General features: G+C 63.4%; 6 protein-coding genes. All 6 read left to right on the forward strand.

Annotation, left to right across the window (positions count from 1 at the left end; genetic code table 11):
• Nucleotides 1–11 precede the first annotated feature (11 nt).
• The 6 genes from NUW13_14340 to NUW13_14365 all read left to right on the forward strand — a co-directional run bounded on the left by NUW13_14340 (nt 12) and on the right by NUW13_14365 (nt 17,829).
• Entirely contained in the window at nt 12–9,863 is a 9,852-nt protein-coding gene (locus tag NUW13_14340; protein ID MCR4440197.1) for a hypothetical protein, read from the forward strand.
• Nucleotides 9,864–9,886: 23 nt separating this feature from the next.
• On the forward strand, nt 9,887–11,833 hold the full coding sequence (locus NUW13_14345; protein ID MCR4440198.1) for a PorV/PorQ family protein: 1,947 nt from the start codon (nt 9,887–9,889) through the stop codon (nt 11,831–11,833).
• A gap of 6 nt (nt 11,834–11,839) precedes the next feature.
• Nucleotides 11,840–15,379 (forward strand): SpoIIE family protein phosphatase, encoded by a 3,540-nt coding sequence (locus tag NUW13_14350; protein ID MCR4440199.1) that lies wholly within the window; start codon nt 11,840–11,842, stop codon nt 15,377–15,379.
• Between the two features lie 138 nt (nt 15,380–15,517).
• Nucleotides 15,518–16,183, forward strand: coding sequence for an STAS domain-containing protein (locus tag NUW13_14355; protein MCR4440200.1), 666 nt, complete (start codon nt 15,518–15,520; stop codon nt 16,181–16,183).
• Nucleotides 16,184–16,281: 98 nt separating this feature from the next.
• Nucleotides 16,282–16,845 carry a biotin transporter BioY gene (locus NUW13_14360; protein ID MCR4440201.1) on the forward strand — a complete coding sequence of 188 codons (564 nt, stop codon included), beginning with the start codon at nt 16,282–16,284 and terminating at the stop codon, nt 16,843–16,845.
• Between the two features lie 12 nt (nt 16,846–16,857).
• Nucleotides 16,858–17,829: a hypothetical protein gene (locus tag NUW13_14365; GenBank protein ID MCR4440202.1), complete on the forward strand. Its 972-nt coding sequence runs from the start codon at nt 16,858–16,860 to the stop codon at nt 17,827–17,829.
• The last annotated feature ends 2 nt before the right edge of the window (nt 17,830–17,831 follow it).

Raw genomic sequence — 17,831 nt, forward strand, 5'->3', positions numbered from 1 at the left:
TGCCAGGGGCATTGGGGTCGTTTGGGCTGACTGGGGTTCCTGCAGCGGTGGTGGCGGGCAGCGCTTTTCCGTCCTCGGTAGTGGTGACTGCCTATGATGTCTACGGCAATGTGAAGACCAACTATGCTGGCAGCGTAAGTTGGAGCAGCTCGGATACCCAGGCGAGCCTTCCGACCGCTGGCGGGGGGTTCAGTAGTGGGCAGAAGAGCTTTGGCGGTTCGAGTTTTGCGTTAAAGACTGCAGGGGCGCAAACCGTGACCGTTACCGATGTCGAGGCAGGTGTTTCTGCCACCTCCGCCGCAGTCACGGTCAGTCCAGCAGCTGTGGCCAGCTTTACGCTTGCTGACCCGGGGAACCAAACGGCCGGTGTGCCTTTTGCGCTGAGCATCAGCAATGCACGGGACAGCTACGGCAACTTCGTGTCGGGGGTTTTCACGCTCGACGCCGTCGCCGGTGGAGAGGCAGCGCCCGACGGCACGGCACCAGTGCTTACACCTATCACCGTGGTTGCCGGCAGTGGTTCTGCCCTGCAGACCTTGTACCGGGCGGAAAGCGGTGTGCGTCTGCGGGCCCAACAAGCAGGGGTGAGTAGGAGTACCGCGTCATTCACTGTGGCGCCAGGGACCGCGCTCGGCACCTTCGGCCTGACAGGCTATCCCAACGCGGTGGTGGCCGGCCAGACCTTTGGTGGCGATTCGGTGGTGGTCACCGCCTATGACCAGTGGGAAAACATCAAGACCGATTACGCAGGCCAGGTCTGGTTCACGAGCACCGATACCAATGCAGTGATCGCCTACGATGCCGCGCATCCGATAGCCCTGGTCAACGGCAGCCGCAGTTTCCCGTGGAGCGACTTTGATCTCCGCACTTCCGGGCAGCAGCGCATCACAGTGACCAACGGCACCGTAAGCAGGGTCAGCGACTACATCAACGTGTCCGCCGCTGCCATTTCTGACTTTACCTTGGGTGCGAGCAGCCCGCAGACCGCAGGTCAGCCCTTCGCATTGACGGTGAGCAATGCGAAGGACCAATACAACAATGCCGCCTCCGGTCTGGTGACGGTGAGCATCGCCTCGGGTGGCGGCGATGCACCCAACGCTACGCCACCTCGTCTTGCCGACATTGTCGTCGTGAACGGCACTGGCTCCGCGATGCAGACTCTCTACAATGCGGTCTCTACACAACTGCGTGGGCAGACTGGCTCGGTGACGCGCACGACCGGTACCATTGCGGTCACACCCGGAACTCTGGGGCGGTTCGCCCTGACTGGTTACCCGACGCGCACCGGGGCGCAGACGAGCTTTGCTCAAAATGTGACCGTGATAGCCTACGACCGCTACGACAACCTGAAGACCAACTACACCGGGCAGGTCTACTTCACGAGCAGCGACGCAGGCGCCACACTCCCCTATGATGTCAACAACCGCTATACCTTCACTCCAGAAGAGAACGGCACCCACACGTTCTCAGGGAGTGGTTTTGTGCTGCGCACCCCCGGTTTGCAGAGCATTACGGTCAACGATTATGCGACCAACATTAGCAAGCAATCCGATCCGATTGACGTCTATGCCCTGGAGATAAACTCGGTCACCTCTGCGGTCGCCAATGTGACGCAAGGGCAACAGGGCGTGCAGGTGACCATGGCCGTGCGCAATTACGGGGCGCTGCCGGTCACCATCACCGCCGCCGACCTGAGTTTCTCCTCAGCCCAGCCGCAAGACCGCTCTGCCGACTATGTGGTGGTGCGCACGGACCCCGCGAAGCAGATACCCGCTAACGGAACGCAGACCCTCACCTTTTCGGTTGTGGTGAAAGCCCCGGCAAGTCCTGGCCTCGTCACGGTCGACGGGTCGGTTTCCGGACTGTACGACGGCACGGCGGTTTCGGCCGTGGGCGCCGCGAGCAAACACCTGTGGACCGTGCAAACCCCTCCCAACTTGGCGATTACTGCCGTGAGTGTCGTGGCGGACACGGTGCGTCAGGGACAGGCGGATGTGGCTATTACGGTTTTGCTTCAGAACACCGGAGCGAACGCGGCCACGGCCCGCATCGATAGCGTGCGGTTTTCCCTGCAGAGGGGCGGAATCCCAGTCGACAGCGAATACAGAATCGTGGCCTCTCCGGCCAATCCCACCACCTTGTCTGCAGAGCAATCGAGGCAGTTCGCTTTCACGCTGAGCGCATCGCGGAGTGCCACTCCTGGGGTAGTTCAGGTTACGGCTCACGTGTATGCGAGGGACGTCAACACGGGGAATAGCTACACCGCGTCCAGTATGCAGCCAGAGCTGTTCACGTTGGTGCAACAGCCGAGCCTGGAACTGCAGGACATTCGCGCCTCGCAAGCGAACGTGACGCAAGGGCAGACCGCTGTCTGGACGGTAACTGTGCGGGTGCAGAACAAGAGCTTGACTGACTTGATAGTAGACCTTTCGCCGGGCAGCACCTACGTCACCTTCCGCAAGGGGGCCCAGGACGTGACAGGCGAGTACACCATTTCCAGGCCAGCGGCGCTGGAGGGCGGGGGGACGATCCTGGAAGGTGGAGGTCCGCCCGATAGCCTGGTGTTCACTGTCGTTACCACCGGGCAGACCACCGGTGACATTACCATAGCGGCGCGCGTGGCGTGCAAAGATGGCACGTACGACGATTCCGGGCGCTCTGGCGTCTTTGGCGGGGTCACGGTGCAAGCGGTGCCCGTGCTGACCATCGACCGCGTCGTCCCCTCTCAGGACAGCGTCACCGTGGGGCAGAGCAGGGCGTGGCAGATCGATGTGCACATCCGCAACAGCGGAGGGACCAATCTCCTCATCGATTTTGCGCAGTCGGCGTTGTCCCTCTCTCCGGAAGAGGCGCCTGGCGTAGAAATTGTCAAGCCGAGCGCTTTGCTCAATGGCAACGACCTCATCCTGGAGGCGGGGACCGCTGATGTCATGAGGTTTGTGGTCACCCGCACCGGAGTAGCCGCTGGGCAGGTGAGCATTGGCGCCACCGTGCGCGCGGTGAACGTGAACTCTGGGGCATCACTCGCCCGCACGGCCACGTCCACGGTATGGGCACAGACGGCCGCCGACCTGAAGATCACGCGGGTGGAAGCCTCCGACACGACAGTCACCGCAGGGCAAACCAGGGACTGGACGGTGCGCGTGCACCTTGCCAACCTTGGGCAGAGCGACGTGCTCTTGGACCTCACGCCGGGAGCTACGCGTCCCATCTTTGCGCCCACAGGCAATCATAAGGTGGTCTGGCCGACCGGCCTTGAGGGCAGCGGGGGCACAAGGCTTCGCGGAGGCGCCACCGGAGCTCTGCTTTTTGTGGTCGACCAGACCGGCCCCACCGCGGCCGAGGTGGCCGTACACGCGCAGGTGCGTGCAATTGAAGTGAACAGCGGTCGCGAGCTGACGGACGACACGTACGACGCTGGCAGCGACACGGTGCTCATCCAGTCTCCAGCGACAGTCTCCTACCTGGCGGGATCGTTGTCGCCCGGGAGCGTGAACCGGGGTAGCTACGCGGCGTTCAGCCTGAGAGTGCGCAATAGCGGAGGTTCAACGGTCATCCTCCAACAGCAGAGCACCTGGCTGAAGATCGACGACGGGCAAGGGCACATCTTCCAGGCGTTGCTCAACGGCCCGGCAGGGAGCGTCATAGCCCCTGGGGACACCACGCTGACCTTTGTGGGCACGCAAGTGCCCCGCACGATGCTGCCGGGTTTCTACGCACCCGTGCTGCAGTTGTCCGGCACCGAGAACCAGAACCCCTTCTCGCAGCAAACGACGTTGCCGGATGTGGTGCAGGTGGCAGCGGAGGCACGTCTGGCCATTCAAAACACTGCCGCCTCGCAGCCCAGTGTGACGCAGGGACAGACGCGACCTTGGTTCCTTTCCGTCTACGTGAGCAACAACGGGGTGACGCCGGTGGCCCTTGACAGTGCCCGCGTGCGCCTGTATCGGCTCGGCAACGAGGTGACCGGGGAGTACACACTCCAACAACCTACTGTGTTCTATGGCAGTGGGATGCGGGTGTTGGCTCCGGGCGCAAGCGATGAGCTCCGATTCCCGGTCGTGCAGACGGTGGCGACTACCACAGGGCCGATTCGCATCTACGGCGAGGTGTGGGCAACTGAGGTAACCGACCCGACGAATCATCTGTATGCGGCCACCAACACGCAGTGGGGTTACTTTACGGCTCAGACGCCGGCTCAGCTGGCCGTGCTGCGGGTACGCCCTTCACAGCCCGCGGTGACCGTGGGCCAGAGCACCGAGTGGAGCATAAGCGTGGTCCTTGGCAATGCGGGTGGCAGCGACCTCCTTGTGGACACGCTTGCGGCGCGCACCTTCGTGGGCTTTTCTGCGGGCAGTGGTTGGGCAGTAGTGCCTCCGCAGGCCCTTGCCGGCGGCGGCCTGCTCTTAGAGGCAGGAAGCCTGGACAGTCTGATGTTTGTGGTCACCAGGAGCTCGACCACGCCAGGCGTGGTAGCGGTCACTGCTACTGTGGCCGCCGAGGAGGTCAACAGCGGCCGCCAGCTGACGGCGTCCTCCGACGTGGAGCAGGCGGGAATGGTGACCGTCCAGCAGCCGGCAGTGGTGCGCTTGGCCGGATTGGAGGTGGAGGCGCCAAACACGCCCTATGTCAACGTGGGCCAAGGGTACAAGTTGCGGGTGCAGGTGCGTAACCTTGGGGAAGAAACTGCTACCAACGCTGTGGTGGCGCTGAAGTCTGAGCCACAGTTGAGTGCCATCCCTACCACGGTCACGCTTCCCAGTGTTCCTGGTGGGCAGCTCGTCGAGGCACGGGCCAGTGCTATCGCAGGCGCCATCCCCGACACGGTGGAGGCGGTCACTGCCAGTTTGGTGCAGGCACTGTCCAAGAATACCGGTTTGCCGGTGACCATCCTTCCGGCGGAAAGCGCGAGCGATTCCTTCACCCACGTCTACATGCAGAGGCCAGCCGCGTTGGACATTACCAGCGTGGTGGCCGTACCGGACACGGTGCTTGCCGGGCAAACAGGTCCGTTCTGGACAATCCGCGTGGCGGTCAGGGACACTGGCTCGGCTGGAGCAGTGCTCGCGGCGCCGGCGCCCTCCAACTTGACCATCCTCGTCAGCGGTCAGGAGCAAGGGGACTATCTCATCGGCGCGCCGAGCGAATTCGTGGGCGGTGGGCTAACCCTGTCCGGCGGCCAAGAGCGTCTCCTGGAGTACACCGTATTCAAGACTGGGGCGAAAGGAGGGATAGGCCAGATCCTGGTGGAGTTACAGGGCCAAGACCTGAACGACCCGACGCAGGTGCTCCACGTCACCAGCCACGGTAGTTTCTATGTGGCGAGCCCGGCGCGCGCACAGATCGCCTCCACCGTGGTCCGCGCCCACAACGTTGCGCCCGACGGGACCGCCCACGTCAACGTGCGCCAGGAGTTCGCCGTGGAGGTAGTGGTGGCCAATGTCGGTGGCGAGGACTTGGCCGATGTGCGCGTTGGCTTGCGCACGCAGTATTCGCAGGCGCCCCAGTCGCAGCTCATTCCTGTCGTCAAGGTTGGGCAGGAACAAACGGTAGTATTTCCGCTGCGCGCCGACAGCCTGCGCCGCCCGCAGGGGGAGCTGTTTGAGGCGGTGATCGAGGCGGCAAGAGGTGCGGCCAGCGGCCTTGCGGCGCAAGTCCTGCCGCCGCTGGATGCAACGGCGCTCGCCATTATCGACAGCCCGGCACGAGTGCGGCTCCGGCGCGTGTACTTGGCCATGCCGAATGCGCCTTACCTCACCTCTGCAGAGAAAGTAGACGCGCGGGCGGTCGTTGAAAACCTCGGCTCGGAATCCGTGCACAACGTGCGGGTCCGCTTGGGCGCGGCGCCGGACAATGCTCTGATACCTGATACCCTCGTGGTGACCACAAGTGCCCTTGGTGGGACTCCGGACAGTGCGGTCGTCAACTTCTCGATGCGGGCAGGCACTACGCCAGGACCGGTCACTTTTCGGGCGTACGTGGACAGTGCCTACGCAGACAACGTCCCTGAACCTGCGACGATCGTCGCTGCGGCGGCGGATAGCTGCCTCGGCTTTGTGCAAACTGCGCCGGTGCCCCAGGTGGTGGGCCTGTTCTTCTCCCAGGATACGGTGCTTGCTGAGAGCAATGAGCCGTGGCAATGCGAGGTACGGCTGCGCAACGACGGCGAAGCGGGCCTCTTGTTCGAGCCGGCCACTCCCACCGCGTTCAAGATCTCCATCCAGGGTGTGGACCAGACGAGCACCTACGAAGTGGTGCCGCCCAGCAGCCTCAGCTCCGCAGGCAGCCACCTATTAGCGGGCGGTACAGGCGACAGCTACCTCTTCGTGGTGCGGCGCACGGGCCCCTTGGGGGGCATGGCGGTGGTGCGGGTGACTCTCCAGGCCCACGACGCCAATCTCGGCCAGAGCGGGCCCACCTATGAGGTCATAGCGGAGGACAGCTTGTTCGTCAAGACTGCGGCGGTGGCGCGCGTGCGCCGCACCGAGGTGGTGAGCCGCAACGTCGACCCGCTCGGGGTGGGAATCGTCAATACCGGCCAGCAATTCTCCATCAAGGTGGTAGTGGAGGAAAAGCAGGGACGGGAGGGCCTGGACAGCGTTCGCGTGCAGCTCTTCCCTCCCGACACCACATTTGCTGTGGCCGAAAGTGTGCTGGTAATCCCCTGGATCGACCGTAACGGGGCAGACTCGGTGACATTTGCTGCGACTGCGCCTGGCCAGGAGAGGGCACAGCCGCAGCGATTCCAGGTGCGGGTGCTGTCGGCGATCGCCCATGAGAGCCGCATCCCGGCGACGGTGATGCGCGAGCCTTTCTTGGAACAGGCCCTGGTGGTTGTGCAGCGTCCGGCCAATCTGAGCGTCAGGGTGGCGCTGGAAGGTGGTAACACCGTCCTCACTGCAGGACAGCCTTTCCGCGTGTTGGCGACGGTGACCAATCTTGGTTCAGCCGCCTGCGATAGCGGGAAGCTCCTGCTCACGCCCCCCGCAGGCTATCGGCTCGTCTCTGAGAAGGACACCTCGGACGCGCCGCGCCAGCTGCCCTTCGACCTGGGGAGCAAGCCTTCCACGACGCTTGCGGTGTCAGGCATTGCCCCTGGGGTAGCGAGCTCCGGTGATGTGTTCCGACTCGCCCTCACGGAAAAGCCTCGGGACCTGAACACCGGCGCAGAGGTGGCCGTGGCCAAGGGGATTGACACCCTGGCAGTGCAGACAGTCGCCCCCGGGATGGTGGTGGAAAGGGTGTGGCTAAGCTGGCCCCCCGGCGCAACTGATGACACCGTATCCACAGAACAGGACTTTGTGCTTTCGGCCCTGGTGGTTTCTTCCCCAGACCTGGCGCAGCGTCGGGCTGTCCTGCGTCTGCCGGCTGCGTCTGGCTACCAGTTACGTGCCGATTCGGTGCGTGCCATCAACTCATCTCCCCAGACCGTGAGCTGGACGGTGCGAGCCCCGTCAGATCCGGACATCCAGCCGGCAGTGTTGGTGGTCGTCGCCTCCGGTGTGGACGGTGCCGGCAACCCAGTGCGAGGCGACAAGACCCACGAGGTCTTAGCGGTCAAGAGGGCAATCTTGGCTCTTGAACCACTGGCTATCGTCGAGCCAGCGGGGGCCGCAAGCGGTGACCTCTCCGTCGGACAGAGGTTCAAATTGCAAGCGACGGTGAGGAACACCGGCGAGGCAGGCACCACGGGCACAGGTCGGCTCAAGCTCTCCTTGGGGCAGACCCGCTGCACCCTCGACCCCAGCGAGTCCGACTCCGTCAAGGCCTTCACCCCTGGCGCATCGCTCTATTGGTGGTTGCGGGCTGCGCCCGAGTTGACCTCCTCGGCAACGCTGAGCGTCACCATTATCGAGCGACCTGACGACGAAAACACCGGGAGCAGGGCGCAGGTCTCCAATGCCACGAGCTTCCTCAACGTGCGCACTTTGGACCGTGGCTTCGTCCGAGTCGATACCGTGTTCATCAGCGAGCCGGCAGGAGCAGTGGACGGCACCTTGTCGACCGGACAGACCTTCATTGTGACCGCGCAGGTCACCTCCGCCAGGGTCTCTGGCGATACGCTGAGTGCCGTGCTGCGTGTGTCCGACGATAGCTACTACGCCGAGTCGTGGAGCAAGAGGGTGGTGAGCGGGGAGCGCGCAGTGGTGCAATGGCGGGTTGAGGCGCCGAACCCGCCGGCGACCACCGGGCTTCCGGACACGCTCTGGGTGACTGCCCTGGGTCGTGACTGGCGGAGCACCGACGTGTTCCTCACCTCGACCTCTGAGCCGCTGCTGGTGGTGCTGCAGAGACGAGCCGACTTTCGCCTGCGTGCGGAGGTCTTCCAGCCGACCGAGGCGGCGCGCGAGCGACGCCTCTCGACCGGACAGCTCTTCCAGATGCGGGCGTTGGTGGAAGTGGAAGGAGAAGCCGGGTTGATGCCGGGCGACCTTTTCACCGTGGAAATGACCACGCCCGGAAGCCGCTACAGCGTAGAAGAACCATTGGTGCAGAGTACCAGCTCGGGGGTGCTCATCTGGACGCTGCGCGCACCCGCTACCCCTTCGGCAGGGCCGGAGCAGTTTAGCTTCCGCCTCCTCGACTGGCCGCGCGACGTGAACTCCGGGCAACGGGTGAGCACCCCGCTGGATCCGGACGACAAGGTGGCTGTGACCACGGTCAACAGGGCGCGACTCGTCTGCAAGGTTGCGATTGTCGCTCCGGCTGACGCTGTTGGCGGACAGGTGCGCGTGGGCCAGCACTTTGTGGTGCGTGCGTATGTGGAAAATCTTGGCGAGGCAGGCTACACGCGGGTGGAGGACTTTCGTTTCGGCCTCTCTCTTCCCTCCGGCTATGTCACGCAAGAGGAGACCGCCAAGGCGCCGACTGGTGAGGTGGCGACCGTACAGTGGCAAGTGCGCGCCCCTCTGCTGGCCACGCTGCAGTGGGACACCATCAGAGTGCAGCTGCTGGACGTCGGGCTCGACCAGTATTCTGAGCAAAAAGCCGAGGTGGCCGATCCCGTGGCACTCCTTCCAGTGCGGACGGTAGCAGCCGTGGTGCATATGAGCGTCTACCAGGTGGACAGGCGCTCTTCGGCCATGACCGGGGCCACGGGAGTACCTCTGTTGGGGCTCCGCTTCTACAACCCTGCGGCGGAAGGGAGCACCCATTTCTTGCTGGAAAGGCTGGTGGTGCAGCTCCGTGACCCGCAAGGGGGAGAGCTGTCGCCCCAAGAGACCATTTCTCGGACAGCGGCCATCAGACGCGGACAGCCTCTGTGGCCATTCGTGCAGGTAACCGAAATCCCGGCTGCGAACCCACTGGTGCTGGACTTTACCACCGGCTCTCCGGACACCTTATGGGCCAGTGTGCCAGACTCGGTGGAGCTGGTCGTGGACCTTCTGCCTCACACCAGGGCGCAGCGCCTGATGCTGGCCGTCGATTCGGCGCTGCATGTGGTCGTGCGCGATGCCGAGTCGGGCCAGCTGGTCACGGTGACCGACACCCTTGGCAACTTCAGTGCGGCCATGCGCTTGCGGTCGGATTTCCGGGTGGTCGTGCAAGGGGAGTTCGACAAGGCTTTTGGCACGTACCCCAATCCCTTTGGCCAGCCGGATAGGCCGGTGACCACCTTTATCTACAACCTGACGGCCGATGCCGATGTGACCATTTCCATCTATTCGCTGATTGGCGAGCTGGTCTGGACGCGGCATTTCCCCAGGGGCTCTCCACCCGCAAAGGCGGGGGCCCACGAAGGGGAAATTTTCTGGGACGGGCGAAACGATCGTTGCCAGCGGGTGCTCAACGGCATCTACATCGCGCGCATTGTCACCAGTACTGGGCAGGAGGCTATCACCAAGATTGGCGTGGTGCATTGAGGGCGATCCTGGACAAGAAGCCAATGAGACTTCAGCAGACAGCAATAGCAGGCTTCCTCGTTGTGGTCCTATGCGGGCTTGCCTTTGCGCAGGCAGGTGGCCAGCGCCACCTGTTCACTTACGGCATAGGAGCCCGAGCATTGGCCTTGGGTGGGGCCTGCGTGGGCGATCCTCGCGATCCCACTGCCTTGTTCTGGAACCCAGGCGGCCTGGACCACTTGGAACGGAAGAGCGTCACGACCTTCTACGCGAATCTGCTCTGGGGCGCCAGCTTGCAGTCCGTGGGATTTGTGCTCCCCACCCGCAACGTGGGGACGCTGGGTCTTGGCTACGCGCGCATCGGAATCGGTGGGGTGCCTGGCCGGAGCGAGCACAATGAACCGGAGGGGACGTTCGGCTTCGAACAAGAAGAGTTCCTCGTCTCCTACGGCAAGCAGGTTTTCTCCTGGCTGTCCGTGGGGGTAACTGGCAAGTTGGAGCGGCAAGAGTTGGCAGGGTTTACGGCCAGTGCCTTGGGTGCAGACGCCGGCGTGTTGTGCGCGCTCCCCTTGGACAATTTCCTGCTCCGCGATTTGCGGTTGGGCGTCTCGGTGTGCAATCTGGTCAGCCCGCGCCTGCGACTGACGCGAGCTGAGGGCGAGGTGGCCGCCGGCGCAGAGCGGTTGCCGGCCATGTTGCGCGCAGGGTTGGCCCGCACGATTCGCACCACCGGCAATGGCAGTGCCGTGGTTGTGCACTTTGACGTGGACAAGTCGCAGCATGTGCCAATGCAATTCCACATTGGCAGCGAGTACCTGTTCCGGGGAACGGCCATGCTGCGCGCAGGGTTCAACAATGGCGCGCCATCGTTTGGTGCCGGACTGGTGTACAGTTCGTTCCAGATCGACTATTCGTACGGCTGGCTTGCCGACCGTGACTTAGACCCGACGCATCGCGTGTCGGTGACCTTTTCCTTTGGGCCCACCAAACAGGAGATGGTGCGGCGGGCAGAGCTGCGCCGGGCGCAGGAAATCGAAGAGGAAATGCGGGCCCGCCGGGAATGGGAGCGGCGCCAGACCATTCTCAGTGGCCTCCGAGACGGGCAGGCGGCCCTGGAGCGCGGCGACTACTACGTGGCCTTTCGCGAATTCACCAGGGTGCTCTCCATCCCGGACAGTGTGGGCCTGGATCCCGACTTGATCGAGGCCCGGCAGGAGGCGCGGGACAAGCTGCGCCTGACGGACGAGCGGCTCCAGGAGCAGTTTGCGCAGGAAGCTGCACGCCGCGCCCAGGAGCGCGAAATCCAGCGGCGCCAGGCGTTTGTGGAAGAACACTTCAAGAAGGCGCAGGCATTCCTGGCGCAGAACAACTTTGTGGCCGCCATCCGCGAGTTCGACCGCATCCTGGAGGAGTTTCCCGGACACGCCCAGGCCCTCGAGTTCCGTGACAAGGCCGTGCAGGAGCAGCGTGCTGCCGCGCAGGGGCTCATCCAGGATGCTGAGCGAGAGGCGCGCAAGACAGGTGGAGCCAACGAAGCTATCCGCATCTACCGGGAGGCAGCCCGCGTGGCGGATGGGCAAGCCGACTTGGTGAGCCTGGTGGAGGGGCGCATCGCTCGGTTGACGCAACAGCTCAACTTCGACAACCTCTTCCGGCAGGGACTCGAAGAGAAGCGCAACGGCAACTATGCCGCGGCCGCCGAGGCGTTCAAGCGGGCCATGCAGTTCCAGCCACAGAACCCCGTGGTCCGGCAACACTACGAAGAGGCGATGCAGCGGGCCTTGGCCAAGGACGTCGAGCCAGAGGGTCGCGCCCGCGAGCTGTACCGCGAAGGCTACCGGCTCTACCAGCAGAACAAGTTCGAGGAAGCCTTAGAAAAGTTTGAAGAGGCCAACCGCGTGCAGCCGTACGTGCGCCGCATCCTGCAAGGGATAGACGCCGCCAAAGAGCAGATTGCCAAGGCTCAAGGGCGCCAGCGTCAGGAGAAGTAGCGCGACGTGATCCGCACGCCCATAAAAGAGCAGCTGGTTGTCCCAGCCCACATCGACTATCTTGCCGACATCCGCGATTTTGTCGCCAAGATCGGGCAGAAGTACGGCTTCTCCAAGCAGGTGATCAACGCCTTCAAGCTGTCCATCGACGAGGCGACGACCAACATCATCAAGCATGCGTACCGCGATTGGGAGGGGTCCATCACGGTACGCGCCATTGTCAAGCGCAACAGCCTCACCTTCGTACTCATTGACCAAGGCAAGTACTTCGACCCGCGGCGGGTAAAGCCGCCCGACCTCAAGCGCTATGTCAGCATCGGTAAGAAAGGCGGACTCGGCATCTTCATCATGCGCCGCCTGCTGGACGATATCGACTACCGCAAGACGGAGGAGGGCAATGAGCTCCGCCTGACCAAGCGGCGTGAGCCGGTGCGGGCGCGGCGCTTCCATGTGCCTTCGCTTTCGCTCAGCCTCAAGGCGCGCTATTCGGCCATTGCCTGCGCGGCAGTCACGGCCATCGTGACGGCAGGCTACCTGTACTTCTACAGCCAGGAAGACGACAATGCCCTGCGCGAGGTGCTCGGGCGCGGGGTCCCCATTGCGCAAACCCTCACCAGCAGTATCGCTGCGGACATCAAGGGCAACACCATCGACTTCACCGCAGAAGTCAGCGCTGGCGAAAAGATTCAGAGCACCATGAGCAGGTTCCCGGAGCTGGTGGTGGATTGTTTCATGGTGGACTCCACGGGCACCGTGCGCGCCGCTTCGGTCTCCTCGCCCCTCCTCTACGCTCGGTTCGTCTACCCTGCCAAGGTCCGCCGCATCGATGAGCACACGGCGATCTTCGCCTGGGAGGGGAAGGAGGTCATCGAGCTTTCGTATCCCCTCTATGCGCAGGAGACCGGGGCACCTGTGGGCAGCACCCACCTGTGGTTGCGCAAAGGAGTGGCTGATGCCATAGCTGCCAGCCGCCGCAAAGAGAGCCTTCGTCTCGCCCTGGTGGTGCTGGGCATTGGTGTGGCAGGCACTTTCCTGCTGGTCTACGTGGTGCTCAATCCCTTCCGCAAGTTGGCGCAATGGGTGCGCACGCTCGGACACGAGGAGGTCGAAGACGAGCTCGACATCGACTCCTCCACCGAATTGGGCGAGATCGCCCAGGCGTTCAGCGATATCACCACCAAGCTCCGCGAGTCGCAGAAGAACTTGGCCGAGCAGGAACGGCTGCGCAAAGAGATGCAGGTGGCCCAGGAGATCCAGCGCACCTTGCTCCCCACCGAGCTGCCGAAGATCGAAGGCTACTCCATTGCCACCTTTTACGAGGCGGCAAAGGAGGTCGGTGGCGACTATTTCGACTTTGTGGAGGTGGACCGCGACACTTTGGGGATCGCCGTGGCTGACGTCTCCGGCAAAGGCGTGCCAGGGTCGTTGGTGATGACCATGATTCGCACCGCGCTGCGCACCGAGGCGCGGGGTATCTATTCGGCCGCCGAGGTTCTGGCCCGCGTCAACGACTTTGTCATCAACGACATGAAGAAGGGGATGTTCGTTACTGTCTTTTACGCGATTCTCGACTCCAAGCGGCGCCGCATCAACTACGCCAGTGCCGGACACAACCCCATGATCCTGTATCGCGGCGCCACGCGCAAGACCTACTACTTGAACCCGCAGGGTTTCCCCATCGGCATCGCCCTGCCGGAGAAGGACTTGTTCCGGCGGACCATCCAGTCCGATACCATCCGCCTTGCGCCGGATGACATTCTCATTCTGTACACCGACGGCATCACCGAGGCGATGAATCCGCAGCGGGAGATGTTCGGCGATGAGCGCCTTCTGCAAGTGATCCGCGACTACAGCCATTTGCCCGTGGAGGCGTTCGTCGAGCAGCTGAAGAACGAGCTCCATTCCTTCACCGAGGGCAATCCGCAAAGCGACGACATCACCCTGGTGGCGATCAAGGAGCAGGCCAGCGCCGAAGTTATCGAGCTGGAGCGTGCCAAACGTGCCTTCGGACTGATGCAGGCAGGCAAGAACCTGCGCGAGGCATGCGCCGAGGCGGGCATCTCCACGTATGCCATGAGCAAGTACCGCCGCCTGTTCGAAGAGCGCGGCGTCGAGGCGGTGGAGGTGGATGCCGGTGTTGTCCCTGTGGAGGCAAAGCACCTCAGCATAGAGGAAAAGACCAAGATCTACGACATCATCCGCGAGCACCCGGAGTACGGGGCCAAGCGCATCGCCGAGGAGTTGGCCACAGAGAAGTACGGCTTCGAGACGATTTCCGAGGCGGCCATTTACGATGAGTTGGTGCGCAGTCGACTGAACACACGCCAGCTGCGGGAGGCCTTCGTGGCCAAACGTGGCACCAGGCGCCGCATGAAGCCCCCGGGCACGCCGCTGCTCACCCTGGACGGTCGCGTCATTATCGAAAAGCCGCAGCCCCTGGAGGCGCCCTTGTTGCCGGTCGGTCCACCTCCGCGTCGCGAGGAGCGACGCGAGGAACAAGTGCCGCCGCAGCGTGAGCGCCGCGCCGAGCGGGAGAAGACCGCGGAACCGGCACGGGCCACTCCACCGCGGGAGCCGGAGATCCCCGCGCTTGCGTTCCCAGATATCGAGCTGGAACAGCTCCTCACCGAGCCGTTGGAAGAACTGCTCAGCAAGCCGGTGCCTCCGGTAAGGGAGCCGGTGCCCGAGGCTGAACCTCCTGCCGTAGAGCAGGAGCCAGAGTTGGCTGAGGAGGAGGCGCCCCCAGTGCCGACCCAGGGCGAGGCCGTTGAGGAGCTCATCGGCGGGGATGAGTGGTTAGAACTGTTTCAAGAGCTCGAGCCCGCGGCGGAGGCGCCGGAAGAGGCGGAGCCGCAGCAAGAGGCCCCGCCACAGGCGCCGGAGGGCCACGAGGAGGTGGAAGCCGGCTTCGCCTTCGAAGAACTGGAGCGCTTCTGGGAGGAATCCGTGCCGCCTCCTGCTGCCCCTGAGGAAGAGCTGTTGCCCGAGCACGCTCAGGATGCCGAAGAGCGCGCCTTCGCCGAGTTTCTGCAATCGCTGGAAGAGGCGGTCCCCGAAGAGGGTGGCAATGGGCGCCAGGAAGGTGCCGCCTCCTTCCACGCAGATCGTGCAGAAGAAGCGCCGTACCGGCAACCCGTGCAAGTGCGCAAAGCCCAAGAAGAACGGTTGTTGCCCGAAAAGGTGCTGCTCAAGGGCCTGCGTCTCTACCACGCAGAGCGCTATGACGAGGCCATCCAGGAGTTCCGGAGGGTGGTGGAGGAGTACCCGGATTTCAAGGAAGCACACAGCATCCTGGGCAACGCCTATTTCCGCAACAAGATGTATCTGGAGGCAGCCGAAGAATACCGGAGAGTCAAGGAGATCGACGCCTCGGACCCCGATGCCTACGAGAACATGGGCGCCATCTACGCCAACCGGGGCGAGTTCGAGAAGGCTATCGCCGAGTGGCAGACGGTGCTGCGCCTCGACCCCAGTCGCAAGGACATCGAGAAAAACATCGAGAGAGCGCGGCAGCTTTTGGCCAAGCGCAGCCCTCATGGCAGGTAGAGGCAACTTTCGGGTTGACTTTTAGGGTGGTTTCTGATATATTTCCTTCGGCTTGACACCTTGGGTGAAGGGCAGAGCAGGAGCCCTGCGCATCGCCGAACGGTGTCCTGGTCATTGCACATCAGGAGATGCTCGCCTATGGAAGGTATTCAGCTATCTGTGGAGAAGCCGAGCAGCAGGGACGATATCGCCATCATCAAGGTGGGCGGCTACATCGACACTACCACCTCGGCCGAACTGGAGCATTCGCTCTCCTCGCTGCTCAAGGCCGGTACCTACAACGTCATCATCGAGCTTGCCAATGTCGACTACATCAGTAGCGCGGGCTGGGGCATCTTCATTAGCGAGATCAAAGGCATTCGGGAGAAAGGGGGAGACCTCAAACTGGTGGGCATGATCCCCGATGTCTACGAGGTCTTTGAGCTCCTGGAGTTCCACTACATCCTCAAAGCCTTCGACACCGTGGAAGAGGCCATCAGGGACTTTGATGCCGAGGCCAGGGCCAAGGGGCGCGTGGTGGTGCCGGTAGGCGAGGAGCAGGGTGGTCGCGGCTGGGAGTCGGCCGGAGCCACGATGGCGACTGCCTCTGCCGAGCGCCAACAGGAGGAAGAGGCCATCGTCGAGAAGATCAAGCGGGTGGTGGCTGAGTTTCCTGAGGCCGGTACCGCCAAGATACTCAAGGAGCTCAACACCCCTCGCTTCGGTAACGTCAAACTTGGGTGGTTCCAGATTCGCAAGTACCTCAAGCAGCTGGACCTCGACTCGAAGAAGAAACGGCAAGATTTTGCTCGGCCGTCGTCTTGAACTGGCCTTATACTCCGGCGAGCGGTGAGAGGCAGATGCAGGTCTGCCTCTTTCAGTATGTGGACAGGTGAGGATAGCGCAGTTCAGTGCTAAGGACGGTGAACAGACAAAGGAAGGCACTCCCCCTGGTGTTGGCTGGCGCGGTGGCTGGGCTCACGGCGGTGGGGGCGTATGTGCGCCTGCCCATGTGGCCGGTGCCCATCACGCTGCAAACGCTGTTCGTGTTTCTGGGCGGCAGTCTGCTTCCGGCTGGGTATGCCTTGGCTGCCCAGCTCGTCTACCTGGGTTGCGGGCTGATGGGGCTGCCGGTTTTCGCCACGGGCGCAGGCCTGGGTGTGGTGCTGCAACCCACGTTTGGCTACCTTCTGGCGTTTCCGTTGGCGAGCGCCCTCGTGTCGAGGTTGGTGCATCAGCGGGGCCAGTGGCATAGCCAAATCCCTTCATGGGGGCGCCTCGTGCTGGCAAACAGCGGCGCCGCGTTGCTGGTCCTGGTCTTAGGCGTCAGCTACCTCTATTTCACCCTCAATGTGGTAGTAGCACGACGGATGAGCCTCGGGGTGGCCTTGTGGTCGGGTGCGGCGGTCTTTTTGCCAGGGGAGGCGCTGAAGGTGGTCGTGGTGAGCTTGGTGGTGCGTAAGGTGTGGCGGGTAATGCAGACATAGAGAGGGAAGACTATGGCACTGGTGGTCGGAATAGACGGAGGTGGCACACGAACCCGGGCCCTGCTGGCGAAGGAAAGCGGCGAAGTCCTGGCGCAGGCGGAGGCTGGCGTGTCGAACGTGCAGGTGGTCGGGCCCGACAAGTTGCCGGGCGTGATTGCAGAGGTGCTGCAGGCATTGCAGGAAAGGAGCGGTCTCGCGAGCCTCCTGCCGGATCACATGTACCTCGGCCTGGCAGGGGCAGGCAGGCCCGGCGACCGCGAGGCAGCCCAGCAGGCGCTCGGCAGAGCAGGCCTGGCACGGGCCCTCACCGTGGACACCGATGCCAGCATCGCCTTGGCTGGAGCTTTTCCCGAAGGCCCTGGCATCATCATCATTGCCGGCACCGGCAGCATCTGCTTCGGTAAGTCGGCGGACGGCCAGGTAGTGCGCTGCGGAGGGTGGGGCTACCTGTTGGGCGACGAAGGGAGCGGCTACTTCTTGGGGCGCGAGGCGCTCCTTGCCGCCCTCAAGGACTTGGACGGCAGGGGGCCGGCCACCTCCTTACGGCCTCGCCTGGAACGGGCCTGTGGGGTGGAGCGCATCGACCAGGTGATTTCGCGGGTGTATGGCGGAGACCTCGACCGAGCGGCGATTGCCTCCTCTGCCCCCATGGTTTTTGAGGAGGCGGCCGCCGGCGACCAGGTGGCACGGGACATTGTTGCGCTCACCGGGCGTGAACTGGGCAAGATGGCCGCCACCGTCGCGCGTAGACTGGGTTTGGAGGGCGGAGAAGTAAAGGTCGCGCTGGTGGGCAGCGTGTTCAAGCAGAGGCCGGTCCTGGAGCCGTTCATGCGCGAAGAGTTGGACAAAGTCTCGGCAAGGGTGAGCATCGACTGGCCCAGGTTCGAGCCGGTGGCCGGCGCGGTCATCCTGGCATTGCAGAAGGCCGGCATCCCGGTCACCGAGGAGGTCCTGGCTAAGCTGCACCGGGGCCAGCAGGCGTAGGG

It is taken from the genome of candidate division KSB1 bacterium, from assembly GCA_024655945.1.
Lineage (GTDB): Bacteria > Zhuqueibacterota > Zhuqueibacteria > JANLFK01 > Oleimicrobiaceae > Oleimicrobium.

What these genes read in the sequence shown, in the direction of transcription:
- NUW13_14345 (MCR4440198.1), top strand. Translation starts at nt 9,887, where the DNA reads ATGAGACTTCAGCAGACAGCAATAGCAGGCTTCCTCGTTGTGGTCCTA.
- NUW13_14355 (MCR4440200.1), top strand. Translation starts at nt 15,518, where the DNA reads ATGGAAGGTATTCAGCTATCTGTGGAGAAGCCGAGCAGCAGGGACGAT.
- NUW13_14365 (MCR4440202.1), top strand. Translation starts at nt 16,858, where the DNA reads ATGGCACTGGTGGTCGGAATAGACGGAGGTGGCACACGAACCCGGGCC.